Raw genomic sequence first — 24,044 nt, forward strand, 5'->3', positions numbered from 1 at the left:
CGGTTGCCCACTCTCATTCGAGCGTGATGTTGCGCGTCTCACGCATGCACAGCACCGCGATGAGGCTCACCGCCGCGGCGGCCGACACATAGCCGCCCACCCACGTCAGCCCGCCGCGATTGGCGAGCAGTTGCGCGATATACGGCGCGACCGACGCACCCAGAATCCCGCCCACGTTGTACGCGACGCCGGCGCCCGTGTAGCGCACGTTCGTCGGAAAAAGCTCGGGCAGGAGGGCGCCCATCGGCGCGAAGGTGACGCCCATCAGGAACAGCTCGATCGTGAGGAAGAGCGCGACCTGGATCGTATCGCCGCTGCCGAGGAGCGGGGCCATCGCGAAGCCGGACAGAATCGCGAGCAGGCAGCCGACAATCAGCACAGGCTTGCGTCCGAAGCGGTCACTCGCGATTGCGGAAATCGGCGTGGCGATCGCCATGAACAGCACGGCGAAGCACAGGAGTCCCAGAAACGTCTCGCGCGCGAAATGCAGCTTGGCGACGCCGTAGGACAGCGAGAACACCGTCGAGATGTAAAAGAGCGTGTAGCAGACGACCATCGCGAACGCGCCGAGCAGCGTCGGCACGAGATGGCTCGACAGCAGCGTCGCGACGGGCACCTTCACGCGCTCCTCGCGCTCGACAGCCGCGCGGAACGCCGGCGTCTCCGCGATCTTCAGGCGCACGTAGAGGCCGAGCGCGACCAGCACGGCGCTCACGATGAACGGCACGCGCCAGCCCCAACTGCGGAACTGCTCATCGGAGAGCGACAGCGCGAGACCGAAGAAGAGGCCGTTCGACGCGAGGAAGCCGATCGACGGTCCGAGCTGCGGAAACATGCCGAAGAGACCGCGCTTGCCTTTTGGCGCGTATTCAGTCGCGAGCAGCGCGGCGCCGCCCCATTCGCCGCCGAGGCCGATGCCCTGCCCGAAGCGCAGGACGCACAGCAGGATCGGCGCGAGGCTGCCGATCGAATCGTAGCCGGGGACGAAGCCGATGAGTGTCGTCGAGACGCCCATCACGAGCAGCGAAGCGACGAGCGTGGATTTGCGGCCGATGCGGTCGCCGAAGTGACCGAACAGGAACGAGCCGATCGGTCGCGCGAAAAACGCGATGCCGAACGTGACGAATGCGGAGAGCGCCTGCGCGGCGGGCGAGTCGTGCGGAAAGAACACCGGTCCGATGACGAGCGCGGCGGCGGTCGCATAGACATAGAAGTCGTAGAACTCGATCGCGGTGCCGATGAAGCTCGCGAAGATAACGCGAGAAGCGCTTTGGGAACCGTCGCCGGGCTTTGCGGCGGAAAGCGAGGGTGAGGCCATGTTGTCTCCGTTGTCGTGTTGCCGTGGTGCGAAGCATTGTCGCGCGCATCGCCGGGTGAGAGCGATCGGAATGACGAGCGATGTCGTCGCGCGACGCGAGTCAGCTTTTTGTAGGGATTGCGATGCGATGGCAGGAAAGCCAGCTTTGACGGCGCGCACGAGTAACGCGCAATGTCGCGGCGCAGTCGGGCTGCGCTCAGGCGCTTCGCGCGGCGCGCGGGATGGGCGCGAGGCGAAGGCCGCCGGAACCGGTCCGGCAGGGGTGCCGAAAATTATAACGAGCGTGCGGGGTGCGCGCTGATCAATCGATGGTCGTCGCCTGCGGCGAGTGCGAGGTTTGCAACTGGAACTGGCCGTTGTCGTTGAACATCCAGCCTTCGAAAAGCTCCAGCTGATCTTTTCCGTTCAAAAGACGCGCGGGCGGTGCGGGCAGCGGCGACGCGCGGCGCAGCGAGGCGAGCGCGGTGGCTTCGGCTTCGTCGTCGCCATTGGTGCGATACACCGACGATTCGACGAGCCGCCCGCCGCGGTCCACCGTGAACGACACGAGCACGAACGAGCGCAGCATCGCCTGCGGCGCGCCTTTCAGAACGAGCGACGGATTACGCTCGAAGATGCGCTGGGCGATGCGTGCCTTGTATTCGTCGAGCGTCAGGACGGGCACGGCCGGCGCGGCGGCGCGCGCGGCGACGACGCTCGGCGGCGGCGTGATCGTGCAGGCGCTCATCGCAAACGCGCCGATGAGCGCAATGGCGATAGAGCAGGAACGTGACGCGGACATCGCAGGTAAAGACGAACTGGCGTTACTTATATGGTAGTCGCTGCAAAGGCCGTAAGTGGAACAAATGCGTGCGGTAGCGCGCGCTCGGGCGCGCGACTTGCTGCCGATGATTTCATTCGACGACACTCGAGGAGGGCGCCATGAACAGCGAAACGAATAGTCCGGACGACGGCAAGGCCGCCGAGCACAGCGACAACGAGAAAAGCAAGCTGCCGGAGCGCGACGATGAAAACCGCAAGCAAGGCCCGAACGACAGGCCGGGCAAGCAGACGGGCGAGGGCGAGGCGCCGGTCGGCTGAGACGCGCAGCGCGTGTACGGCATCGGCGAGGCGGTGCTATCGTAGATAGGGGATATCCCCGCTAACGGGAGGATGCCATGTCACGCAAGAACCATCCGGCACCGTCGGGCGCGCCCGCGCGGCAGCAGCAACCGGCCACGGCCGCACATTCGAAGAGTGAATCGAAACGTGCCGCGCCCAAGCCGGATGCGGCCAAGGCGGAGCCGGTTCCACACGTTCGTCCGCCGGTCAGGTCCGACGACAATTGATGCGCGTCGTTGACGGTCTCATCGTCAGTCTGTGTAGGGTTTGACGAGCTCGGCGCAGCGCACCGGCGCGGTGGAACGGGTCGTTCCCGTCTCTGCCGCGCGCGTTTCCACGCAGCGATAGAGGCTATTGTTTTTCTGAAGCACGTACGTGTCTTCAAAGAGCCCGGAGTTGCGCGCGGCCACGCTCGTCACTGCGACGATTCCATACCCGTTCTGGATCAGGTCGAAGAGCGTTGCCTCGGTCGCGCGCCATTGCGCGTTCGGTTGGGGCTGGGCATGCGCCGGCAGGCTTGCGGCGACGACGCAGCCGAAGAGGATCGGCATGATGCGGCCTGGCTTCATGGGGGTTCTCCGCGTTGTTATCGACGAGGCGGTTAGATGGCGTGCGGGCCATTGTGTTCACATCGATTTTTTGCCAAGCGCGTGATTGGGCTTGCTGGAAGAGCAAAAAAAGGCCTCGCTTGCTGCGAGGCCCAAGTCCAGCTTACCCATTGAGGGCCCCCTTCGACCGAGATGGGGAGACTCGGGAAGGAGGAAGGGCGAAGATACGTGGCGCGCGGCGCGTGGGCTACGCGTATCGTCTGAATTTCAACGCAACGCGGTGGCGGCTTCCTGCTAACCATAAGGATGTCGAAACGAACGAATGCAGCGAGGTACTTGCGCTTTCACCACAGCGCTGCGAGGGGGAACCGCGTTGCAGCCATAGAAATTGGCACCGACGGCCGTCCGATAACTCAATCTGATTTCCCCGAGTACCTCCAGAAACAACAAAGCCCCGTAAGCGTTTGAACTTACGAGGCTTTCTTTCGTTTTTGGCGGAGGCGGTGAGATTCGAACTCACGGAAGGATCGCTCCTTCGCCGGTTTTCAAGACCGGTGCCTTAAACCGCTCGGCCACACCTCCAGCAAGGCGCGTATTGTAGCGCAAGTCATCGTCGTGGAGAAACGCTCATCCTTCGAGCGATTTCGTCGCCTTGAGCGCGGGGAAAAGGCGCATCCAGACCATCGCGACGACGATCGTGCCGATTCCGCCGATCAGCACCGCGGGCACCGCACCGAACAATCCCGCCGTCATCCCCGATTCGAACTCTCCGAGCTGATTCGACGTTCCGATGAACAGCGAATTGATCGCGCCGACGCGCCCGCGCATTTCATCGGGCGTCTGCAACTGCACGAGCGACATGCGCACGACGACGCTGATTACATCCGATGCCCCCAGCGCCGCGAGCGCGACGAGCGACACATAGATGTTGCGCGACAGCCCGAACACGATGGTCGCGATGCCGAACGCGATCACGCCGCCGAACAGCGCATTGCCCGCGCGCTGTCGCAACGGAAAATGCGCGAGCCAGATCGATCCGGCGAGCGCGCCGACCGCGGGCGCGGCGCGCAGAATACCGAGTCCCCACGGCCCGGTGTGCAGGATGTCATGCGCGTACACCGGCAGCAGTGCGGTCGCGCCGCCGAGCAGCACCGCGAAGAGATCGAGCGACAGCGCGCCCAGAATCACCGGCTTGCCGCGAATGAAGCCGATGCCGGAAAAGAGCGCCTCCAGCGACAACGGCGCGCGCATGCGCACCGCTTCGTCGATTTTGATCGCGCCCACCGCGCACGCCGCGACGAGAAACGCGACCGTCACCGCGCCGTACACGGTCAGCGCGCCCAGCCCATAGAGCACGCCGCCCATCGCGGGGCCGAGGATCTGCGCGGTCTGGTTCGCGGAGGTCGACCACGCGCTCGCATGCTGCAACTGATTGCGCGCGACGAGATTCGGCAAGAGCGCGGCCATCGACGGCGATTCGAACGCGCGCGCCGCGCCGGTGATCGCAGCGATTGCGTAGATCGGCGCGACATCGTGCCAGCCGTGCCATGCGCCGAGACACAGCACGAGCGCGGCGATGCCCTCGATCGATTGGCACACGTACGCGATCGTGCGCCTGTCGTAACGATCCGCGACGTGCCCGACGACGAGCGTCAGTACGAACATCGGCAGGAATTGCGCAAGGCCGACGAGACCGAGCGCATAAGCGCTATGCGTGATCGAATAGACCTGCCATCCGATCGCGACCGACATCATCTGAAACGCGACCGACGACATCACCCGCGCGGTCCAGAAGAGCGCGAACGGACGATGCCGCATTACCGAGTCCTGCGCCATCGTCGGCGCGCTCAATTTTGCGGATCCTTCAAGAACAGCTCCTGCAGATCGTTGAGAAAGCGCTGGCCGAGCTCGGTTGGCGCAATGCGCTCGATGTCGCGCGTGATGAGCCCGCGCCGCTCCGCTTCGACGAGCGCCGGCTCGATCGCGGACAGCGCCAGGCCCGTGCGCTCGACGAACGCATGCACCGGAAAGCCCTCGACGAGGCGCAGCGTATTCAGCATGAATTCGAACGGCAGATCGCGCGGGCCGACGTCGCGTTCTTCCTGAATGGCGGTTTCGCCGGGCGAAAGCGCTTGATCCATATACGTCGCCGGATGCTTGAAGCGCGCCTGACGCAGGATCTTCGACGGAAACGACAGCTTCGTATGCGCGCCCGCGCCGATGCCGAGATAGTCCCCGAAGCGCCAGTAATTCAGGTTGTGCCTGCTCTGGCGATGCGGCTTCGCATACGCCGACACTTCGTAGCGCGCGTAACCGGCTTCACGCGTGCGCTCGTGTATCCAGTCCTGCATGTCGGCGGAGGCGTCGTCGTCGGGCAGGGCGGGCGGGTATTTGGCGAAGAGCGTGTTCGGCTCCATCGTCAGGTGATACAGCGACAGATGCGGCGGCGCGAAGGAAATGGCCGTGTCGATGTCATGCCTGCATTCGTCGAGCGATTGCTGCGGCAGCGCGAACATCAGATCGAGATTGAAGTTGTCGAAGTGCTTCGCGGCGATCTCGACGGCTTTGCGCGCCTGCATCGCGTCGTGGATGCGGCCGAGCGCCTTAAGATGCGCTTCGTTGAAGCTCTGGATGCCGATCGACAGACGATTCACGCCGCTCGCACGGAACGACGCGAATTTCGCGGCTTCGAACGTGCCGGGATTGGCTTCGAGCGTGATCTCGGCGTCGGCATCGACGGGCAGCAGCGCGCGCGCGTCGGAGAGCAGCCGGTCGAGACCTTTGGCCGACAACAGCGACGGCGTGCCGCCACCGATGAAGATCGTATGCACCTGCCGTCCCCACACGAGCGGCAACGCGCTTTCGAGATCGGCGCGCAAGGCGTCGAGATAACGTTCCTCGGGGAACGTGCCGTCCTTCCATTCATGCGAGTTGAAGTCGCAATAGGGGCACTTGCGCACGCACCACGGGAAATGCACGTACAGCGAGAGCGGCGGCAACGACGTCAGCCGAACGCTTCCCGGCGACGTGAAAGCCTGCACCACGTTGATTGTCTTCGGTCCGGCGCTCACGCAAGTTCCTTCAGTCGTTGCAGCAGGTCGCGCAGCGCGAGCGCGCGATGGCTCAGCGCGTTCTTGCGCGCCGGATCGAGCTCGGCGGCGCTCGCGTCGAGCGTCGGCAAAAAGAAGTGCGGATCGTAGCCGAAGCCGTTTGCACCGCGCGGGACGTCGATCACTTCGCCATGCCAGCGGCCTTCCGCGATGAGCGGCTCGGGATCGTCCGCGTGACGCACGAGCACGAGCACGCAGAAGTAGTACGCGCGGCGATCGGCTTGCCCGGCGAGATCGGCGACGAGGCGCGCGTTGTTTGCCGCATCGCTCTTCGCGCCGCCGCTCATCGACGCATAGCGCGCCGAATACACTCCCGGCGCGCCGTTCAGCGCGCGCACGCACAAGCCGGAATCGTCGGCGAGCGCGGGCAGGCCGGTGAGCTTCGATGCGTGCCGCGCCTTCGCGAGCGCATTCTCGACAAAGGTCACGTGCGGCTCGGGCGCTTCGGGCACGCCGAGTTCGCCTTGCGCGATCAGTTCGATGCCCGCCGCATCCAGCAGCGATGCGAGTTCGCGCAGCTTGCCCGCATTGTTCGACGCGAGCACTACGCGGCCGAGACCCTGTGCGTCAGACACCTTGAATCCCCAACGCTTCCTTCTGCTTCAGGATCAGCGCGCGGATGCCACTGTCGGCGAGCGCGATCAGTTCATTCATCTCCTCACGCGTGAAGGGCGCGCCCTCCGCCGTGCCCTGCACTTCGACGAAACCGCCCGCGCCCGTCATCACGACGTTCATGTCGGTGTCGCACTGGGAGTCTTCTTCGTAGTCGAGATCGAGCACGGGCGAGCCTTCGAAGATGCCGACCGAAATCGCCGCGACGAAGTCCTTGACCGGCGTCTTCGTGATCTTGCCCGCCGCGAGAAGTTTGCCGACTGCGTCGTGCGCGGCGACGAACGCGCCCGTGATGCTCGCCGTGCGCGTGCCGCCATCGGCCTGGATCACGTCGCAATCGATATGCAGCGTGCGTGCGCCGAGCGCGTTCAGGTCGAACACCGAGCGCAGCGCGCGCCCGATCAGGCGCTGGATTTCCTGCGTGCGGCCCGTCTGCTTGCCGCGCGCGGCTTCGCGGTCGCTGCGCGTGTGCGTCGCGCGCGGCAGCATGCCGTATTCGGCGGTCAGCCAGCCTTGCTCGCGGCCGCGCAGAAACTCGGGCACGCGCTCGGCGACGCTCGCGGTGCAGATCACCTTGGTATCGCCGAATTCGACGAGCACCGAGCCTTCCGCGTGCCTCGTGTAATTGCGCGTGATGCGCACGTCGCGCAACTGGTTCCCGCGGCGGCCGCTCGGACGCGGGGGAGAAGGCTTGAGCAGGGGAGAGTCGGTCATGGGTATCGAAAGAAGAGAGTGGAACCAGCGAACCCAGCGATTTTATCGTTATTCACTTGCCGGCGTTGCGCGCGCGTCACGGCGCTGGACGTGCCGTCCGGGCGGGCTTCGCATCAAAAATGGGATAATGCGGATTCCTCGCCCGGCGGCCAGACGCGTGCCAATCCCAAAGCACTTCGAGCGCGCCGGGCGCTCGTATCAGACAGGCCTTCGCAACGAAGGCTCTCAATCGCGAGACGTACCATGATCTACAGCATGACAGGCTATGCCAGCGCGACACGCGAAGTCGTCGCGGATGGCGCGGGACCCAATGGCGCAGGCGGTTCGGGCGTCGGTGTATCGGTGGAATTGCGCACGGTGAATTCGCGCTTTCTCGACCTGAACTTCCGCATGCCCGAAGACGTGCGCGCAACCGAACCGCAACTGCGCGAAATGCTGATGACGAAGCTCTCGCGCGGCAAGGTCGATATCCGCATCAACCTGAATCGTGTCGAGCAGACCGCGAATGCGGGCGCGCTGAATCGCGAGGCGCTCACGCAGCTCGCCACGCTCGAGCGTGCCGTGCTCGACGTCTTTCACGACGCCGAGCGCATGCGCACCGGCGAAATCCTGCGCTGGCCCGGCGTGCTCGCGGAAAGCGCGGTGTCGCAGGACACGCTGCGCGAAGCGGTGCTCGCGTGCGGCAAGCAGGCAATTGCCGATCTCATCGAAGTTCGCGCGCGTGAAGGCGCGGCCCTCGGTAAGGTGCTCATCGACAACGTGACGGAGATGGAAGCGATCGTCGCGCGCATCACGCCGCTCGTGCCGGAACTCATCGCGAAGCATCAGCAGAAGATCGTCGAGCGCCTGCAGGACGCGCTCGGTATCGCGACCACCGAAGGCGGCGCAACGGTCGCGACGAGCGTGCCGCGCGAGGAAATCGCCGAACGCATCCGCCAGGAAGTGACCATGTACGGCATCCGCATCGACATCGCGGAAGAGTTGCAGCGTCTCACGGCGCACCTTGCCGAGACGCGCCACGTGCTGCAAAAGGGCGGCAAGGTCGGCAAGCGGCTCGACTTCATGATGCAGGAGCTGAACCGCGAAGCGAACACGCTCGGCTCGAAGGCGGCCGCGAAGGAACTCGCGGATGCATCGATGACGCTCAAGCTGCTCATCGAGCAGATGCGCGAGCAAGTACAGAATCTGGAGTAACGCAACATCATGCCGAACACCGCACACCGCTCGCACAGCCACTACACAGGCATCTATCCCGGCAATCTGTTCATGGTCGTCGCGCCCTCGGGCGCGGGCAAATCCACGCTCGTGAACGCGCTGCTCGCCGAGGATCCGGACATCCTCTTGTCGGTTTCGTACACGACGCGCGAAGCGCGTTCGAAGGAAACCAACGGCGTGCAATATCACTTCGTGTCCGTCGACGAATTCATGGAGCGGCGGGAAAAGGGTGAGTTTCTCGAAAGCGCCGAGGTGCATGGCAACTACTACGCCACGTCGAAGCTGTGGATCGCGGAGCAGATGAAGCAGGGCCATGACGTGCTGCTGGAGATCGACTGGCAGGGCGCGCAGCAGGTGAAGAAGCAGTTCCGCAACGCGGTGGAAATTTTCATCCTGCCGCCGTCGCTCGAAGCGCTCGAAGACCGCCTCAAGAAACGCGGCCAGGATTCCGAGAAAGTGATCGTGCGACGCCTGCTCGCGGCCGGTAGCGAGATGGCGCATGCCTCGGAAGCGGAGTATGTCGTCATCAACGAGAACTTCGATCGCGCGCTGACCGAACTACGCTGTCTCGTTGCCGCGACGCGCCTGCGCTTCACGTCGCAATACGCGCGCAATACACAGCTTTTCGTGGACCTCGGCATCCACTCCACGCCGCAAGCATGACGCGCCTGCAGTGGCCGGGTCGTTCGGTCACATAAGGTAGAATAAAACCCATATTGAGAAGGAAACAAACATGGCCCGCATCACCGTCGAAGACTGCCTGAAACAAATCCCGAATCGCTTCGAGCTCGCGCTTGCGGCAACGTATCGCGCGCGCCAGCTCGCGCAGGGCCACACGCCGAAAATCGAGAGCCGCGACAAGCCGACCGTCGTCGCGCTGCGCGAGATCGCCGCGGGCCAGGTTGGTATCGAAATGTTGAAGAAGGTGCCCGTCTAAGGGCCGCCTTTCCGCACGGTTTCATTTTTTGCAACCGACAACCCAGCGCGCCACATCACCACGGAGGGGAAGATGAGTCAGACACCGTTGCCCATCTCCGCCGCCGTGGACCCCGACCTCGAAATCGATCAGGATTCCCTGCTCGATGCGGACAAGCCGCATGCGGCGCGCAAGTACATCGACGCGGTCCTCGAACAGTCCTTCCGCCATCTGTTCGGCCCGACCGCCACGCCGGAGCAGCCGCGCAAGCACGACGTCGTTTCCATCGCGAAACTGACGAACGCGCTAGCGAGCTACATCACCCCGGAAGAGATCAAGGAAGTCAAGGCGGCTTTCCACTTCAGCGACGAAGCGCACCTCGGGCAGTATCGCCAGAGCGGTGAGCCGTACATCACGCATCCGGTCGCGGTCGCGGAAATCTGCGCGGGCTGGAAGCTCGACGCGCAATCGATCATGGCGGCCTTGCTGCACGACGTGATCGAAGACCAGGGTGTGACCAAGACCGAGATCGCGGAGCGCTTCGGCGCGAAGGTCGCGGAACTGGTCGACGGCTTGTCCAAGCTGGACAAGATGGAATTTCGCAATCGCGAGGAAGCGCAGGCGGAGAACTTCCGCAAGATGCTGCTCGCGATGGCGCGCGACGTGCGCGTCATTCTGGTCAAGCTCGCTGACCGGCTACACAACATGCGCACGCTCGGCGCGGTCCCGCCGGAGAAGCGCCGGCGTGTGGCGCGCGAGACGCTGGATATCTACGCGCCGATAGCCCACCGGCTCGGCCTGAACAACACGTATCGCGAGCTGCAGGATCTGTCCTTCGCGAACTTCAATCCGAACCGGTACGCGACGCTCGAAAAAGCGGTGAAGGCCGCGCGCGGGAATCGGCGCGAAGTGGTCGGCAAGATTCTCGAGACGGTGCAGCGCACCATCGCGGATGCCAAGATCAACGCGGAAGTCACCGGCCGCGAGAAAACGATCTACAGCATCTACAAGAAGATGCGCGACAAGCAGTTGTCGTTTTCACAGGTGCTCGATGTATACGGTTTTCGCGTCGTGGTCGAAAGCGCGCTGGAATGCTATACGTGCATCGGCGCGCTGCATGCGCTCTACAAGCCCGTGCCGGGCAAGTTCAAGGATTACATCGCCATTCCGAAGGTGAACGGCTATCAGTCCCTGCATACCACGCTGGTCGGTCCTTTCGGCGCGCCGATCGAGTTCCAGATCCGCACGCGCAAGATGCACGAGATCGCCGAGGCGGGCGTCGCGGCGCACTGGCTCTACAAGAACGGCGGCGCGGATCTGAACGACGTCCAGAAGCGCGCGCATCAATGGCTCAAATCGCTGCTCGATATCCAGAGCGAAGCGGGCGATTCGAGCGAATTCCTCGAGCACGTCAAGATCGACCTGTTCCCGGACGCGGTCTATGTATTCACGCCGAAGTCGAAGATCATGCCGCTGCCACGCGGCGCGACCGCGCTCGACTTCGCGTATTCGATCCACAGCGACCTCGGCAACCAGTGCGTCGCGGTGAAGATCAACAACGAGCTCCTGCCGCTGCGCACGGAGCTGAAGAGCGGTGACATCGTCGAAGTGATCACCGCGCCGTATTCGAAGCCCAATCCCGCGTGGCTCGGCTTCGTGCGCACCGGCAAGGCGCGCTCGGCGATCCGTCACTATCTGAAGACGATGCGCCTGAACGAGTCCGTCCAGTTGGGCGAGCGGCTCGTCGATCAGAGTCTCAAGGGCTACGGTCTTGCGCTCTCGGACGTCACGCCGGAAGTGTGGGAAAGGCTCGTGCAGTGGACCGGCAACAAGACGCGGCAGGAAATCTTCGCCGATATCGGTCTCGGCCGGCGCGTGGCGGCGGTCATGGCGAAGCGCATCGAAGTGTTGATGAACGGCATCGCCGATGACGACGAGCATCCTCATCGCGAGCATCACAACACCAATACCGCGCCGCCGGTGGTCATCACGGGCACGGAGGGCATGTCGGTGCAGTTGTCGCCGTGCTGCCGCCCGATTCCCGGCGATGACATCATGGGTTACATCGGCATCGGGCTCGGCATGGCGATTCACACGACGGAATGCCGCGTCGCGCAACGGATTCACCGGCGCGATCCGGGCCGCTGGATCGATGTCGCGTGGGCGCCGCAGCCCGGACGTCTGTTCGATGTCGCCGTAAAGGTACTCGTGAAGAACACGAAGGGCGTCTTCGCGCGCGTGGCGGCGGATATCACGTCGGCCGACGCGAACATCGTGCATATCGCCATGGACGAAGACGTGTCGCAGGAAGCGAAACTCTTGCGCTTCGTGATCCAGGTGAGCGACCGCGTGCATCTGGCGAACGTCATGCGCCGCGTACGCACCAATCCGGACGTCATGCGCATTGCGCGCGAGCGCCCGAGCGACGAACCGCATCACCGCAATCAGGACGGCGGCATGCGCATCGACCGCGAGCGCGCCGATTACTGACGCGGCGCGGGTATGCGGCGTGCATGCCTGTCGTCGACTGACGAACAGGAGAGAGCGCCGCAATGAACACTTCCGATCTCGAAGGCGCCACGCTCGACTATTGGGTCGCGCGCGGACTGCACGAATTCATCCGAGAAATTCATTTCACCGACAGCGGAGAGACGCTTTCCATACGCGGCAACGACCGCGGCAAACCGTGGGACGGACGTTTCCTGCCGTCGACGTCGTGGGACGCGGCGGCCGTCGTTCTGGAGCGCGCCTGCAAACTCGAGATGCACGATCACGGGCGCGGCGAGGTGATCTGCACCGTGAGCTTCGGCAAGGACGGCAAGCCTGTGGAAGGGCGGGGCGCGTCGTTGCGCATCGCGCTGCTGCGCGCCTTTGTCCGGCACGCATTCGGCGATACCGTCGACGATGAGTTCCTGCGCCGTTCGCAGACTTTGCTCGGCACGCGGGCGGAGCCGATCGGGGAATCGAGCGCGGTGGCGTCGGTGGAGGATGTGCCGAGGCCTGAGTTGCATATCGGCGATATCGGCTCTGTACCGCGGCAATAGACGACTTCCTAGCTTCGCGGCAAACAAAAAGGGCCTTCCGTATGGAAGGCCCTTCGAAAGATGGCGCGGCTGGCAGGATTCGAACCCACGACCCCTTGGTTCGTAGCCAAGTACTCTATCCAACTGAGCTACAGCCGCACGCAAAACGGTACTGCTTAAACTGCACTGCGCTTCTGGTTAAGCGCTTGATCTTTTCATCGAGCGGCGCGACCGCCGAACGTGAAAAGATCAGAATAGGTGGCGCGGCTGGCAGGATTCGAACCCACGACCCCTTGGTTCGTAGCCAAGTACTCTATCCAACTGAGCTACAGCCGCACGCAGAAGCGGAATTATAGCCAAGCCTGTTCCGAAATGGAAGGGGTTTTGGCCAATCTATCGAATTATCTATCAGCGTGCTTTCTACGAAAGGGGCTTCCGGCGTGGTAAGTTGCTGAGTGGAAAGCCAAGTCCCTTACCAAATTCGACATCATCCGGCATCGAGCAGCATCATGAACAAGGCATTTGTGAAAGAGTCGGATGACACCGACGACGACCTCGAACTCGGCCATCCGGACGTTCCGGCGGGCACGAAGAACTACATCACGCCGGCGGGACACAAGCGGCTGCGTGACGAACTCCTGCAGCTTCTGGATACGGAGCGCCCGGAAGTGGTCAAGCTCGTCTCCTGGGCCGCTTCCAACGGGGATCGCTCGGAGAACGGCGACTACATCTACGGCAAGCGGCGGCTGCGCGAGATCGATCGCCGCATCCGCTTTCTGACGAAGCGCCTGGATCTGGCGGAAGTCGTGGACAGCAGCAAGCAGGAGAACGTGGATCAGGTGTTCTTCGGCGCGACGGTCGACTACGCGGGCGAAGACGGCGATGTGAAGACGGTGACGATCGTCGGCGTGGACGAGGTGAATCTGGAGGTCGGCTATGTGAGCTGGATCTCGCCGGTCGCGCGGGCGCTGTTGAAGGCGAAGATCGGCGACACGGTCGCGCTGCATACGCCGGCGGGCGTGCAGCAGATCGACATTCTGGATGTGCGGTATCCGCATTGATCTGAAGTCGGCGTACAGACAAAAAAAGCCGCTCCGAAGAGCGGCTTTTCTACAGCAGGACTGCCTGTGAAGCTTAGAAGCGGTGACGCATGCCAACCGTAGCCGAAACCTGGTTGCCGTTCGACGACATGCCCACGCCGTTGATCACAGCACCGATCGGCAGGCCGTCCTGGTCGGTCATGTGCTGGTATTCGCCTTGCAGGTACACGTCGGTACGCTTCGACAGCGCGTACGCCGTTTGCAGGCTGACCTGGTGGAACTTCGGCTTCTCGCCGTCGATACGGCTGTCGGTGTAGGTGTAAGCACCCGCGATCGACAGAGCCGGCGTCAGGTTGTAGCGGCCGTTGACTTCGTAGTTGGTGAAGCGAACGTGGCCGTCGGTCAAGTTGATCGAGCCAGCGCCTTGCGAGCCGACGTTGGTGATCGACGAAGCGTTGTCCAGCATCGTCTGCGTGAACACGAAGCCGACCGTTGCCGGGCCGAACGCGTAGTTCAGGCCACCGCCGAAGATGCGCTGACGGCCAGCGACGAACGGCGTGTTGTCGGTCGTGATCGCGCCGCCGACGTTGTTGGTCGGCGAGCCGACGTTGTTCAACTGCATGTACGCGGCCGCAACGTTCAACGGACCGTAGTTGTACGACGCGCCGACGCTGTATGCACGGTTATCCGCAAAGCCGCCTGCTTCGTTCGAGAAGCCGTACATCGCGCCCAGCTTGAAGCCGGCGTAGTTCGCGCTCGTGTACTTGACCGAGTTGTTGACGCGGAACGTGTTGTCGAGGTTGTCGTTGTCGAACGGGTGGGCGAACTGCGTGCCGCCGTATTGCGTGCCCGTCAGAGCCAGAGGTCCGAGGAAGTCAACGACGGAGTCATATTGACGGCCCAGGGTCACCGCGCCGAACTGGTTGCTCGACAGACCGACGAATGCCTGACGGCCGAACTCGCGACCACCTTGGCCATTCGTGCCGTTCATGATGTTGAAGCCGTTCTCCAACGTGAAGATCGCCTTCAGGCCGCCGCCGAGGTCTTCGGAACCACGCAGGCCCCAACGGCTACCGTTCACGGAACCGCTCGTCGCCTTCCAGTTGCTGTGGCCTTGCTGGTTGTTCGTGTAGGTGATGCCCGCATCGATCAGGCCATACAGCGTGACGCTGCTTTGCGCGTGGGCGGCGGTAGCAAAAACGCCCGTCAGGGCAGCGACCATAAGAGTCTTTTTCATCTTTGTAACTCCGAGAGCAGATTGGGCCGGGGACCCAGGCTTTGAGGAAACCTCGCTCCGGCGCGCTGCGAGAGGCGCGGGCGGATGAGCAATGCATCGAGATGCGATACATTTGTTTCCGGACCAGACGAAGTGTAAAGACGGCGTTACAGGCGGGGCCTTCCAATTTCCACAATAAACCATTGTTGATGCGGCAATGATCGCCGCGGCGTATATTTTTCTTTATATACAATGATTTATCGGCGAATAAAGTCGTACGGGCGAAGGTGTCAACCAAACGACGTTGCGCTTGCGCGACATGATTCGTGACAGTAAATAACGGAAAATTTCTAAAACGGGATTGTTGAGATATTTGAAACAGAAGTTTGCGAGTTTTGCGGGTAATTAATGCGGGCCGCATCGCTATACTGTCGTTTCTGCTTTCCGAAGCAGACTTTTTCGTTGACGGAAAAGATCTCCAAACTTTGTCAGCGCGACTTCCCGGTCGCGCTTTTTTTTGCTCGATCGAGTCGGGCGTCGTCGTTCGTGAGAAGGTCGCTGTGAGGCGGCGTCGCCCGGTCCTTCACCACGGGGTGCGTTGCATCCATGGGCGACGAGAGGAGGTCCTGCCAGTGATCGCCCTGCCGGGCGGGATTTTAATCAAGCGACGAACGGATCTCAGCCGCCTCTGTGATCGAGGGCGCGGCAAGCGATCTCAACCATTGCGCGAATCGACCCAGTTAAATATTGTTGGTCGCCTCCGTTACATTCAACCGGTGAGTCAGTTTCATGTTGCTTAACGCTGGAGGATCGGGCAAGACGAGCAAACATTTACGAATCGAATAATCCTGTTTGATTGCATTTGGCGAGTCCATGTACGGTGAAATATTGTCCGAGAAACTGGGAGTGCGGATATTGCTCGACAATCCTTTTAAAGGATCTTGTTTCGAGTACGACGTGATATCTACTGAGGAGCGGATGATTTAGTTTATGCCGAAGCTGCGCTGAAAATTATTCAGTTCTAATAGCCGGATTTTCGTTCTGCCGAGCCTAAAACCCGCGAGCGGCGAACACTACTCGCGACAGCCGTCCGGCGCGGCGCCAAGCCCGGCACCGGTGCGCCCGAGTGTCCAGCCGCGATGCCTGAACTTGCAGCGCCGATCGGATCAATCCACCTTGCTCGTAAAAGATCCGATTTTGTTAATCAGCAAATGCCTTTACGGGTTATCCGCTATTGCGACAAAAATAAATCAGCGCGTGCTTAATAATAAAAGACTGAAAGACCGCAGTTTTATAGAGCTCCTTCGCTTCAAATCATCGCATCGCGGCAAGTAAGCCGCGAAGCAGCTTCCCTGAGCCAAGCCCGCCAACCTGTGCTGCGTTAGAATGGGCAATCCCGCCAACGCTCCAGGCCAGAGCCGCCACCGTCGTCCACGATGCATCCCGAACTGCCCACGAGTCTTGCCTTTCCCTCCGAGCCCATCGTCTTTGTCGATCTTGAAACGACCGGCGCAACGTTCGGCGTGGACCGCATCACTGAAATCGGCATCGTGGAAGTGGGGCCATTGGGCGTTTCGCAATGGACATCGCTGGTCAATCCGCAAAGGCCGATTCCCGCGTTCGTGCAGCAGTTGACCGGAATCACCGACGCGATGGTGCGCGATGCCCCGACGTTCGAACAACTCGCATCCGGTCTGCTAGAGCGGTTGAATGGCCGGCTCTTCGTCGCGCATAACGCGCACTTTGACCACGGCTTCCTCAAGGGCGAATTCAGGCGCATGGGGCTTCGCTTCGCACCCGACGTGCTCTGCACGGTGCAGCTTTCCCGCGCGGTCTATCCGGCGCAAAGCCGTCACGGACTCGATGCGCTCATCGAGCGTCACGCGCTCGTGCCTTCGGCGCGGCACCGAGCGCTCGCCGACGCCGATCTGCTCTGGCAATTCTGGCAACATCTGCATCGCGCGATCGCGCCGGATGCCATGCGCGCGCACCTCGAACGCGTGACGCGCCGGTTCCAGCTCGCGGCGCATATCGACGAAGACACGATCGAGCAGATCGCCGCGGGTTGTGGCGTCTACATGTTCTATGGCGACGACGACACGCCGCTCTATGCCGGCAGAAGCGTGCGATTGCGGCAGCGCGTGCGCTCGCATCTCGTCGGGCCGCGGCGCTCGGCAAAAGATCTGCGGCTGGCGGCGCTCGTGCGCCGCCTCGAGTGGAGGGCGACGGGCGGCGAAATCGGCGCGCTGCTGGCCGAGGCGCAATGGATCGCAAACGCGCGTCCGGCGCATAATCGCGCGCTGAAATCGCGTCCGGGCGATGTTCGCGGCGCGTCGTGGCCTTACACGGGCGCGATCGCCATCGAAGAACGCGACGAAGCGTCGGGGCAACCCGCATGGCATGTCATCGACAACTGGTGCTATCTCGGCACCATCGACGCGCTCGGCCAGGCTGGCGCACTGCACGCGAGCGTCGATTCGCCCGCATTCGAGCTGTCGACCTATCGCATCTTGAGCGAGCGTCTCGCGCGCGGGCTCGTCGTGACGCCGCTCGCCTGCGCAACGCTCGCGTCCACAGTCTGACGCGCGATCACCCGACCGCGCCCACGCCGCCCGACGCGCATACGTGCGAAAGCGCGCGCATGAGCGGGGCGTTCATCGACGAGTTGTAGCGCGTCAAATGCTTCCATCGCGCGACGCTCTCGGCGAGTCGCACCGGGCAGTCCTCCGCATGACGAATCGGCTCGACATGCGCAAGCGCCGACATGAGCGATTGCGTGAGCCGATCCAGCTTCGGTCGCGTCTCGTTGACGAGATCGGGCGGCGACGCTTCCGGCGCCGCCTTCAGCGCGCGCCAGTTGGCGAAGAGTGCGTTCTGTACATCCTTGCTGGCTTCGATCTGATCGCGGAAAAACTGCCGCGCGAATTCAGGATCGACTTGCGCGGCCGACGCCTTTTCCTCGACGTGTTTGAGCAACGCCTCTTCACGCGGCGCGTCAGTGATCGGCTCGTGATGGGCCCACTTCCAGCGCGCGACCGGTTCCGCGAGCGCGAGCCGTTGCGAGACGAGCGCGATGACGTTGGTGAAGGGTGTGTCGTCGCCGTCCGCGTGAACGGACGCGGGCGCGGCGAGTGCGAGCACGCAGGTAACTGCGGCAAAGGCGAGGAGGGATGAATTCGATCGGCGGCGCATCGGTATGCGGGCAAAGGCGCGGGCAAAAGCGCGGGCAAAAGCGCCAGAATAGCGCAGCGCCTTCGCATCGGAATGAGCGCAGCCTACTGACGGGAAAGGATTCGACGAGTCGCAACGCACGACGCGCCTGAATGCGGTCATGAACGAGGGGCGCGAGGCGTCCTGGCTTCAGCCACGTCCGGACCGGATGGTCCGAGTGCGCCGCGCGCAGCGGGCGTCGTTCTCACGACGACGGCGTGATCAGCCTGTTCGCCTATTTCGACTGCGCCGATTTGCGCTGTTCGTCGAAGAACGCGCGCACGTGTTCGGGCAATTCGGTCGCGAGAAACTCGACGCCAACCGGCTCCGGATCCGGACAATGCACCGTGTCGGGCGTCGGGATTTTGGTCGGTTTTGCGTCCATGTTTTCTCTCCTCGGTGACTACGACATTTGCAACAACCTGGTCGATGCGGTTTTTGCGCCGCCGCATGCGACATGAAAACGGGTCTCTCTATAAATGCGTTATCGGATCGCAGCCGCTTCGGCTTGAGCCGGTTAAGCAGATTCATTGTTTGCGCATGACCGTTCGTTAGAACGGGTCAAAGCGGTAATTCTTTGCCTTCCTTCTGCCGAATCCGACGCAAAAGATACAGCTTTCCCTATTGGTCATGACCGCCTCGCAGGCCACGTCCAGCATGGCTCGGCGTGGAGCAGCCAACCGTGTACTTAAACTCTAGCTTTTCCTCTATGGATATAACGATACCGGGAAACCAGCGTTGACGCTCGATGGTGCGGGGCGGAAAATGGCTTGTTGTTGTACGAAAGCGCACATATAGGGCAAATCAGGTGCTCAGAGCGGCAGCTTGTGAAATCGATGAAGCCGATTTCGGTTCCTGTCGCAATACTGTGTACGAACTCTGCGGCTGTTGCAAAAGCGGGAAAACACGTCGCTGAATCGCGGAGCAAATCGCAAACACGAAGCACAAAAGCAAAAACCCGCGATCACTTGCGTGACCGCGGGTTTCTGACATTGCTAAATCTTGATGGTGCCGGAAAGAGGAATCGAACCCCCGACCTTCGCATTACGAATGCGCTGCTCTACCGTCTGAGCTATTCCGGCATCAGAGAAACAAGATTATAGCGACCACATTCTCGATTTGGCAATACCCTGAATCAATTTTTGTTTTCGAGATGGTAGCGGGTCACGCGATCCACCTCGCTCTTCGAGCCGAGGAACACGGCCACGCGTTGATGCAGGCTCGTGGGAACGATATCGAGGATGCGTTCCTCGCCATTGGTCGCGGCGCCGCCGGCCTGCTCGACGATGAACGACATGGGGTTCGCTTCGTACATGAGGCGCAGCTTGCCGGGTTTCGACGGATCGCGCTTGTCGGCGGGATACATGAAGATGCCGCCCCGATTCAGGATACGGTGCACGTCCGCGACCATCGATGCAATCCAGCGCATGTTGAAGTCTTCTTTGCGCGCGCCGTCCTTGCCGGCATTCAGTTCGTCGACATAACGCTGCACCGGCTCGTACCAGTGCCGGCTGTTCGACGCGTTGATGGCGTATTCACGCGTCTCGACCGGGATCGTCATGTCGCGCTGGGTGAGCACCCACGAACCGAGTTCGCGATCGAGCGTGAAGCAGTTCACGCCGTGGCCGGTCGTCAGCACGAGCACCGTCTGCGGGCCGTACACCGCATAACCCGCCGCGACCTGCTGCGATCCCGGCTGCATGAACGCCTGCTCGGTCGGCTCGACGCCGTCCGGGCAACGCAGCACCGAGAAAATCGTGCCGATCGATACATTGACATCGATGTTCGACGAGCCATCGAGCGGATCGAACGTCAGCAGATAATTGCCCTTCGGATAGCGATTCGGAATCGGGAAGATTTTTTCCATTTCTTCCGATGCCATCGCGGCAAGGTTGCCGCCCCATTCATTGGCTTCGAGCAGGATTTCGTTCGAGAGCACGTCGAGATTCTTCTGCACTTCGCCCTGAACGTTCTCGCTGCCGGCCGAGCCGAGCGCCTCGCCCAGCGCGCCCTTGCTCACGTGATAACTGATCTGCTTGCACGCGCGCGCGACGACTTCGATCAAGAGACGCAGGTCGGCCGGCAGGTTCTGGTGTTCACGCTGCTGTTCGATGAGGTATTTCGATAGCGTGGTGCGGCTGGAGATGGAGGACATGCTTGGGCTCCGTGAGCGTTAGACGAATATTCACGATTCTAACCGCTCGCCCCGGCCACTCCATGTGACAGCGACGGCCGCGCGAAAACTTCGCGCGGCCGTCGCTACACAGCGAAAGGCTACGATGACACGGCGCTCAAGCCGCGAGCGCCTTCTCGACCACCTCGCGCACGTCGCGCGATTTCGCCTTCGACGCGACTTCGCTCAACGCCGCGTGCATCTTCTCGCGCAACTGCGGCGTAAAGCGTCGCCACAGTTCGAGTCCGCGTGCGAGACGAGCCGCGACCTGCGGATTGAGCGCGTCGAGCGCGATCACCTGCTCTGCCCAGAACGCGTAGCCGGAACCGTCGGCGGCGTGGAACTGCGCCGGGTTGCCGCTGCAGAAGCTGAAAATCAGCGAGCGTGCGCGATTCGGGTTCTTGATGTTGAACGCCTGATGCTGCATCAGCTTGCGCACGATCTCGATCACCTTGCGATCCGGGCCGCCGCGCTGCGTCGCCTGAAGCGCGAACCACTTGTCGATGACGAGCGCCTCGTTCTCGAAACGTCGATAGAAGTCCGCAAGCGCCGCGTCCGCGACGCTCGGGTCCGCGCCCTTCGTCGCGCTGGCGAGCAGCAGCGCGGAGAGCGCCGCCGAGCGGTCCGTCATGTTGTTGGCGGCATCGTATTGCGCCTGCGCGAGCTTGACGGCTTCGCGCGGATCGTCGAGCTGGCTCAGATAGGCGAGCGAGAGATTCTTCAGCCCGCGCTTGCCGGCATCCTCGGGCAGCGGGCGATATTCGCCCGGTGTGCGATTCGCTTCATACGTCGCGAGCCACTTGTCGCGCAATTGCGACGCGAGACGGCGGCTCATGAAGACGCGCGCCGCGTGCACGGCGGCCGGATCCGACACGGCCATCTGCTCGGCGAGATAGCTTTCCGACGGCAACATCAACGCGAGTTCGCGGAAGGCGGGCGTGAGCGTGGTGTCCTCGAGGACGCGGGCGAATGCCGCGATCACCTGATCGTCGATGGCAAGCTGCTCGCCCTTGGCCGCGCGCCCGGCAAGCGCGAGCAGCTCGCGCGTGGCGAGACGCTGGCCGGCTTCCCAGCGGTTGAACGGATCGCTGTCGTGCGCGAGCAGGAACGCGAGCTCGTCGTTCGTATAGTCGTATTCGACGATCACCGGCGCCGAGAAATTGCGCAGAAGCGACGGCAGCGGCTTCTCGTTCACGTCGACGAAAGTAAAGGTCTGCTCGCGCTCCGTGAATTCGAGCACGCGCGTCGTGCCGTTCGGCTCTTTCTCGCCTTCGAGACGCAGCGGCAAATCCGCGCCGTTCTGCCCGATCAGACCGACCGAGAACGGAATGAGCAGCGGACCTTTCTGCGTGGCGCGCGCCGCTTCGGATGCGTCGCCGTAACCTTGCGTGAGCGTCAGCGTGTAGCGCTTGTTCGCCGCGTCGTGGTTCGCGCGGACCGACACGCGGGGCGTGCCCGCCTGGCTGTACCAGCGCTCGAACTGCGCAAGATCGCGATGGTTCGCGTCGGCGAGCGCCTGACGGAAGTCGTCGCAGGTCACGGCCTGGCCGTCGAACCGCTGGAAATAAAGATCCATGCCGCGCCGGAAACCGTCGCGGCCGAAGAGCGTCTGGTACATCCGCACGACTTCCGAGCCTTTCTCGTAGACGGTCATCGTGTAGAAGTTGTTGATTTCGACGTAGCTTTCCGGGCGCACCGGATGCGCCATCGGGCCGGCGTCCTCGGCGAACTGCATCTGACGCAGCACGCGCACGTCCTCGATCCGCTTGGTCGCACGCGCCGCGGCGCTCGCCGCGCCTTCGGCATCGCCTGCGGCCATGTCGGCCGAGAATTCCTGATCGCGGAACACCGTGAGGCCTTCCTTCAGGCTGAGCTGGAACCAGTCGCGACAGGTCACGCGATTGCCCGTCCAGTTATGGAAGTACTCGTGACCGACCACCGCCTCGATATTCGAGAAGTCCGTGTCCGTCGCGGTTTCGGGATTCGCGAGCACATACTTCGTATTGAAGATGTTGAGACCCTTGTTCTCCATCGCGCCCATGTTGAAGTCGCTCACCGCGACGATCATGAAGCGGTCCAGATCCAGCTCCAGCCCGAAGCGCTTTTCGTCCCAGCGGATCGAGTTGATGAGCGAGTCCATCGCGTGGCGGGTTTTGTCGAGGTCTTGCGGCTCGACCCAGACCTGCAGCAGCTTTTCCTTTCCCAATCCGGACCGGATGCGCTCCTCGATGCACACGAGCTTGCCCGCGACGAGCGCGAACAGGTAGCTCGGCTTCTTGAACGGGTCTTCCCATTTGGCAAAGTGGCGGCCATCGGGCAGATCGCCTTCCTCGATCAGATTGCCGTTCGACAGCAGCACCGGATAAGCAGTCTTGTCGGCGCGCAGCGTGACGACGTAGGTGGCCATCACGTCGGGGCGATCGAGGAAGTAGGTGATGCGGCGAAAGCCTTCTGCTTCGCACTGCGTGAAGAAGTTGCCGCTGGAAACATAAAGCCCGGAGAGCGTCGTGTTCTCCGCCGGATTGCAAATGCTCTCGATGCTGAGCTCGAACGCATCCGCTGGAATATTGCCGATGGACAGTCCGTTTTCGTGGACACGGACATCCGCGTTCGCGACGCCGTCGATCGCCGCGCTCACGAATTCGAGCTGTTCGCCCATCAATTCGAGCCGCGACGCGTCGCCATGGGCGTCGGGGTTGCGGCGCAGTTTCATCGTATTCTTGACGACCGTGCGTGCCGGCACGAGATCGAACTCGAGCGCGACGGAGTCGATCAGGAAGGCGGGCGGCGTGTAGTCCTGGCGGCGAATCACAGCGGATGCGGTCGTGGTAGACATGGCAAGATCTTCATGTTTGGATTGAACGGCGGGGGCGTCGGGCGTGTGTGCTTTCGAGCACCAACGCGTGCGCGCCTGGTCGAATCATTGTACAAGCCGTCCGGAGATCGCGAATCGGGCGGCGCAGCGCGTCGTGGACCCCACAAAACAGGACGCCGCCGTGCAAGCCGCGGCGGTGCTATCTATAACTGGGAAGGGTGCCGAACGAAGTGAGGATGACCATGAATGTTCCGATCAGGACGCTCGCCAGATGGGCGGCGCTGATATTGATGGCGATGTGGCTCACGGGCTGCACGACCTACGTCCAGACGCAGGTCACCGCATTCTCCGACTGGAGCGGCAGCGACTCGGCGCGCACGTATGCGTTCGCGCGCAAGGGCGAGCAGCAAAACAGCATCGAGCAGACGACCTACGAGACGCTCGTCGCGAGCGAGCTCTCGAAATACAACTTCCGGCAAGTGCCGGAGGCGAGCGCGAACTATCAGGTCGCGCTCGCCTATTCGGTTCGCGGCGACATGATGACCGTGCGCCAGCCGGTCTACTACGATCCGTGGCCGATGTACGGCCCCTGGGGCGGTCCGTTCGGGGGCGGACCGTGGGGTCCGTGGGGGCCGTACGGACCATGGGGCCCGGCGGGTTACGTCGACCAGAGCTATCCGATCTACATCCACGCGCTGCAAATCCGCATGAACGATCGCAAGACCGGTCGCGAGACCTACAAGGTGACGGCGGTCAACTCGACCGGCGACCCTTCGCTCTATCAGGCGATGCCCTACCTCGTGCGCAGCGCGCTCGCGAATTTCCCGCTCGGCAACGGCACGGTTCGCACGGTGACGCTGCCGGTCGACCAGCATGGCGGCATCTCCAACGAAACGGCGGCAGCCGGCTCGAACGAACGCAGCGCGGCGCCCGCGCCCGCAACCAAGGCCGTCGATTGATCGAGAGGCGAATGCGACGGCCACGCGCCGTCGCAACGTCGAAGATCGCATCGGAAAATATTGCCGCGACGTGT

The 24,044-nt window shown here is 62.6% G+C and carries 22 protein-coding genes and 4 tRNA genes; 10 read left to right on the forward strand and 16 right to left on the reverse strand.

The window, feature by feature from the left end; genetic code table 11:
* Positions 1–13 precede the first annotated feature (13 nt).
* Both NCR38_RS03465 and NCR38_RS03470 read right to left on the reverse strand, forming a co-directional pair.
* Positions 14–1,318, reverse strand: a complete 1,305-nt coding sequence (locus NCR38_RS03465) for an MFS transporter (protein WP_250476421.1) — start codon at positions 1,316–1,318, stop codon at positions 14–16.
* A gap of 301 nt (positions 1,319–1,619) precedes the next feature.
* Entirely contained in the window at positions 1,620–2,099 is a 480-nt protein-coding gene (locus NCR38_RS03470; protein ID WP_250476422.1) for a TonB family protein, read from the reverse strand.
* A 140-nt stretch (positions 2,100–2,239) separates the two neighbouring features.
* On the opposite strand from NCR38_RS03470, the gene NCR38_RS03475 reads away from it, so the two are divergent.
* Together NCR38_RS03475 and NCR38_RS03480 are read left to right on the forward strand one after the other, a co-directional pair.
* On the forward strand, positions 2,240–2,398 hold the full coding sequence (locus NCR38_RS03475) for a hypothetical protein (protein WP_250476423.1): 159 nt from the start codon (positions 2,240–2,242) through the stop codon (positions 2,396–2,398).
* Between the two features lie 77 nt (positions 2,399–2,475).
* On the forward strand, positions 2,476–2,646 hold the full coding sequence (locus NCR38_RS03480) for a hypothetical protein (protein WP_250476424.1): 171 nt from the start codon (positions 2,476–2,478) through the stop codon (positions 2,644–2,646).
* Between the two features lie 24 nt (positions 2,647–2,670).
* On the opposite strand, the gene NCR38_RS03485 is transcribed toward NCR38_RS03480, so the two are convergent.
* The 6 genes from NCR38_RS03485 to rph form a co-directional block, all read right to left on the reverse strand.
* Positions 2,671–2,970, reverse strand: a complete 300-nt coding sequence (locus NCR38_RS03485) for a hypothetical protein (RefSeq protein ID WP_250476425.1) — start codon at positions 2,968–2,970, stop codon at positions 2,671–2,673.
* Positions 2,971–3,459: 489 nt separating this feature from the next.
* Positions 3,460–3,549 (reverse strand) — tRNA-Ser (locus NCR38_RS03490).
* 45 nt (positions 3,550–3,594) lie between these two features.
* Positions 3,595–4,803, reverse strand: coding sequence for an MFS transporter (locus NCR38_RS03495; RefSeq protein WP_250476450.1), 1,209 nt, complete (start codon positions 4,801–4,803; stop codon positions 3,595–3,597).
* 11 nt (positions 4,804–4,814) lie between these two features.
* Positions 4,815–6,038: a radical SAM family heme chaperone HemW gene (gene hemW / locus NCR38_RS03500; RefSeq protein ID WP_061118846.1), complete on the reverse strand. Its 1,224-nt coding sequence runs from the start codon at positions 6,036–6,038 to the stop codon at positions 4,815–4,817.
* Positions 6,035–6,652 (reverse strand): RdgB/HAM1 family non-canonical purine NTP pyrophosphatase, encoded by a 618-nt coding sequence (rdgB, locus tag NCR38_RS03505; protein WP_061118847.1) that lies wholly within the window; start codon positions 6,650–6,652, stop codon positions 6,035–6,037. Before rdgB ends, hemW begins: the two co-directional genes overlap by 4 nt.
* Positions 6,645–7,403 carry a ribonuclease PH gene (gene rph, locus NCR38_RS03510; RefSeq protein ID WP_061118848.1) on the reverse strand — a complete coding sequence of 253 codons (759 nt, stop codon included), beginning with the start codon at positions 7,401–7,403 and terminating at the stop codon, positions 6,645–6,647. Before rph ends, rdgB begins: the two co-directional genes overlap by 8 nt.
* A 243-nt stretch (positions 7,404–7,646) precedes the next feature.
* On the opposite strand from rph, the gene NCR38_RS03515 reads away from it, so the two are divergent.
* The 5 genes from NCR38_RS03515 to NCR38_RS03535 all read left to right on the forward strand — a co-directional run bounded on the left by NCR38_RS03515 (position 7,647) and on the right by NCR38_RS03535 (position 12,578).
* The gene (locus NCR38_RS03515; protein WP_061118849.1) at positions 7,647–8,597 is read left to right on the forward strand and encodes a YicC/YloC family endoribonuclease; all 951 of its coding nucleotides are present in this window, start codon (positions 7,647–7,649) and stop codon (positions 8,595–8,597) included.
* A 9-nt stretch (positions 8,598–8,606) separates the two neighbouring features.
* Positions 8,607–9,281 (forward strand): guanylate kinase, encoded by a 675-nt coding sequence (gene gmk / locus NCR38_RS03520; protein ID WP_061118850.1) that lies wholly within the window; start codon positions 8,607–8,609, stop codon positions 9,279–9,281.
* Between the two features lie 70 nt (positions 9,282–9,351).
* On the forward strand, positions 9,352–9,555 hold the full coding sequence (gene rpoZ / locus NCR38_RS03525; RefSeq protein ID WP_006999799.1) for a DNA-directed RNA polymerase subunit omega: 204 nt from the start codon (positions 9,352–9,354) through the stop codon (positions 9,553–9,555).
* Positions 9,556–9,627: 72 nt separating this feature from the next.
* Positions 9,628–12,024: a bifunctional (p)ppGpp synthetase/guanosine-3',5'-bis(diphosphate) 3'-pyrophosphohydrolase gene (locus tag NCR38_RS03530; protein ID WP_250476426.1), complete on the forward strand. Its 2,397-nt coding sequence runs from the start codon at positions 9,628–9,630 to the stop codon at positions 12,022–12,024.
* Positions 12,025–12,086: 62 nt separating this feature from the next.
* Positions 12,087–12,578 (forward strand): phage protein NinX family protein, encoded by a 492-nt coding sequence (locus NCR38_RS03535; RefSeq protein WP_250476427.1) that lies wholly within the window; start codon positions 12,087–12,089, stop codon positions 12,576–12,578.
* Between the two features lie 61 nt (positions 12,579–12,639).
* On the opposite strand, the gene NCR38_RS03540 is transcribed toward NCR38_RS03535, so the two are convergent.
* Positions 12,640–12,716, reverse strand: a tRNA-Arg gene (locus tag NCR38_RS03540).
* Positions 12,717–12,816: 100 nt separating this feature from the next.
* Positions 12,817–12,893, reverse strand: a tRNA-Arg gene (locus NCR38_RS03545).
* 173 nt (positions 12,894–13,066) lie between these two features.
* On the opposite strand from NCR38_RS03545, the gene greB reads away from it, so the two are divergent.
* The gene (gene greB / locus NCR38_RS03550) at positions 13,067–13,618 is read left to right on the forward strand and encodes a transcription elongation factor GreB (RefSeq protein WP_061118852.1); all 552 of its coding nucleotides are present in this window, start codon (positions 13,067–13,069) and stop codon (positions 13,616–13,618) included.
* Positions 13,619–13,691: 73 nt separating this feature from the next.
* Here greB and NCR38_RS03555 read toward each other — a convergent pair whose 3' ends face one another.
* Positions 13,692–14,834 carry a porin gene (locus NCR38_RS03555; RefSeq protein ID WP_061118853.1) on the reverse strand — a complete coding sequence of 381 codons (1,143 nt, stop codon included), beginning with the start codon at positions 14,832–14,834 and terminating at the stop codon, positions 13,692–13,694.
* Between the two features lie 1,415 nt (positions 14,835–16,249).
* Between NCR38_RS03555 and NCR38_RS03560 the strand changes: the two genes are divergently transcribed.
* Entirely contained in the window at positions 16,250–17,395 is a 1,146-nt protein-coding gene (locus tag NCR38_RS03560) for an exonuclease domain-containing protein (protein ID WP_250476428.1), read from the forward strand.
* A gap of 7 nt (positions 17,396–17,402) precedes the next feature.
* On the opposite strand, the gene NCR38_RS03565 is transcribed toward NCR38_RS03560, so the two are convergent.
* From NCR38_RS03565 to pepN, 5 genes are all read right to left on the reverse strand, one after another.
* A complete protein-coding gene (locus NCR38_RS03565) occupies positions 17,403–18,005 on the reverse strand; it encodes a chorismate mutase (protein WP_061118855.1) in 603 nt (200 codons plus the stop codon).
* 253 nt (positions 18,006–18,258) lie between these two features.
* Complete coding sequence (locus NCR38_RS03570; protein WP_250476429.1) at positions 18,259–18,408, reverse strand: hypothetical protein; 150 nt, start codon at positions 18,406–18,408, stop codon at positions 18,259–18,261.
* Between the two features lie 621 nt (positions 18,409–19,029).
* Positions 19,030–19,105: transfer RNA gene (locus NCR38_RS03575), tRNA-Thr, on the reverse strand.
* A gap of 53 nt (positions 19,106–19,158) precedes the next feature.
* Entirely contained in the window at positions 19,159–20,178 is a 1,020-nt protein-coding gene (locus NCR38_RS03580) for a class 1 fructose-bisphosphatase (protein ID WP_061118856.1), read from the reverse strand.
* Positions 20,179–20,314: 136 nt separating this feature from the next.
* Positions 20,315–23,032 (reverse strand): aminopeptidase N, encoded by a 2,718-nt coding sequence (gene pepN, locus NCR38_RS03585; protein WP_250476430.1) that lies wholly within the window; start codon positions 23,030–23,032, stop codon positions 20,315–20,317.
* A 221-nt stretch (positions 23,033–23,253) separates the two neighbouring features.
* Here pepN and NCR38_RS03590 point away from each other — a divergent pair, with 221 nt between their 5' ends.
* A complete protein-coding gene (locus tag NCR38_RS03590) occupies positions 23,254–23,970 on the forward strand; it encodes a DUF4136 domain-containing protein (RefSeq protein ID WP_061118917.1) in 717 nt (238 codons plus the stop codon).
* The last annotated feature ends 74 nt before the right edge of the window (positions 23,971–24,044 follow it).

This window comes from Caballeronia sp. INML1, from assembly GCF_023631085.1.
Taxonomy (GTDB): domain Bacteria; phylum Pseudomonadota; class Gammaproteobacteria; order Burkholderiales; family Burkholderiaceae; genus Caballeronia; species Caballeronia turbans.

Bases quoted from the DNA above. Each gene is read 5' to 3' on its own strand.
- NCR38_RS03475 (WP_250476423.1), top strand. From the start codon at position 2,240: ATGAACAGCGAAACGAATAGTCCGGACGACGGCAAGGCCGCCGAGCAC.
- NCR38_RS03470 (WP_250476422.1), bottom strand. From the start codon at position 2,099: ATGTCCGCGTCACGTTCCTGCTCTATCGCCATTGCGCTCATCGGCGCG.
- greB (WP_061118852.1), top strand. From the start codon at position 13,067: ATGAACAAGGCATTTGTGAAAGAGTCGGATGACACCGACGACGACCTC.
- NCR38_RS03530 (WP_250476426.1), top strand. From the start codon at position 9,628: ATGAGTCAGACACCGTTGCCCATCTCCGCCGCCGTGGACCCCGACCTC.
- gmk (WP_061118850.1), top strand. From the start codon at position 8,607: ATGCCGAACACCGCACACCGCTCGCACAGCCACTACACAGGCATCTAT.
- pepN (WP_250476430.1), bottom strand. From the start codon at position 23,032: ATGTCTACCACGACCGCATCCGCTGTGATTCGCCGCCAGGACTACACG.
- NCR38_RS03465 (WP_250476421.1), bottom strand. From the start codon at position 1,318: ATGGCCTCACCCTCGCTTTCCGCCGCAAAGCCCGGCGACGGTTCCCAA.
- NCR38_RS03565 (WP_061118855.1), bottom strand. From the start codon at position 18,005: ATGCGCCGCCGATCGAATTCATCCCTCCTCGCCTTTGCCGCAGTTACC.
- NCR38_RS03515 (WP_061118849.1), top strand. From the start codon at position 7,647: ATGATCTACAGCATGACAGGCTATGCCAGCGCGACACGCGAAGTCGTC.
- NCR38_RS03590 (WP_061118917.1), top strand. From the start codon at position 23,254: ATGAATGTTCCGATCAGGACGCTCGCCAGATGGGCGGCGCTGATATTG.
- NCR38_RS03555 (WP_061118853.1), bottom strand. From the start codon at position 14,834: ATGAAAAAGACTCTTATGGTCGCTGCCCTGACGGGCGTTTTTGCTACC.
- NCR38_RS03485 (WP_250476425.1), bottom strand. From the start codon at position 2,970: ATGCCGATCCTCTTCGGCTGCGTCGTCGCCGCAAGCCTGCCGGCGCAT.
- rpoZ (WP_006999799.1), top strand. From the start codon at position 9,352: ATGGCCCGCATCACCGTCGAAGACTGCCTGAAACAAATCCCGAATCGC.
- rph (WP_061118848.1), bottom strand. From the start codon at position 7,403: ATGACCGACTCTCCCCTGCTCAAGCCTTCTCCCCCGCGTCCGAGCGGC.
- NCR38_RS03535 (WP_250476427.1), top strand. From the start codon at position 12,087: ATGAACACTTCCGATCTCGAAGGCGCCACGCTCGACTATTGGGTCGCG.
- NCR38_RS03570 (WP_250476429.1), bottom strand. From the start codon at position 18,408: ATGGACGCAAAACCGACCAAAATCCCGACGCCCGACACGGTGCATTGT.
- NCR38_RS03495 (WP_250476450.1), bottom strand. From the start codon at position 4,803: ATGGCGCAGGACTCGGTAATGCGGCATCGTCCGTTCGCGCTCTTCTGG.
- NCR38_RS03580 (WP_061118856.1), bottom strand. From the start codon at position 20,178: ATGTCCTCCATCTCCAGCCGCACCACGCTATCGAAATACCTCATCGAA.
- NCR38_RS03480 (WP_250476424.1), top strand. From the start codon at position 2,476: ATGTCACGCAAGAACCATCCGGCACCGTCGGGCGCGCCCGCGCGGCAG.
- NCR38_RS03560 (WP_250476428.1), top strand. From the start codon at position 16,250: ATGCATCCCGAACTGCCCACGAGTCTTGCCTTTCCCTCCGAGCCCATC.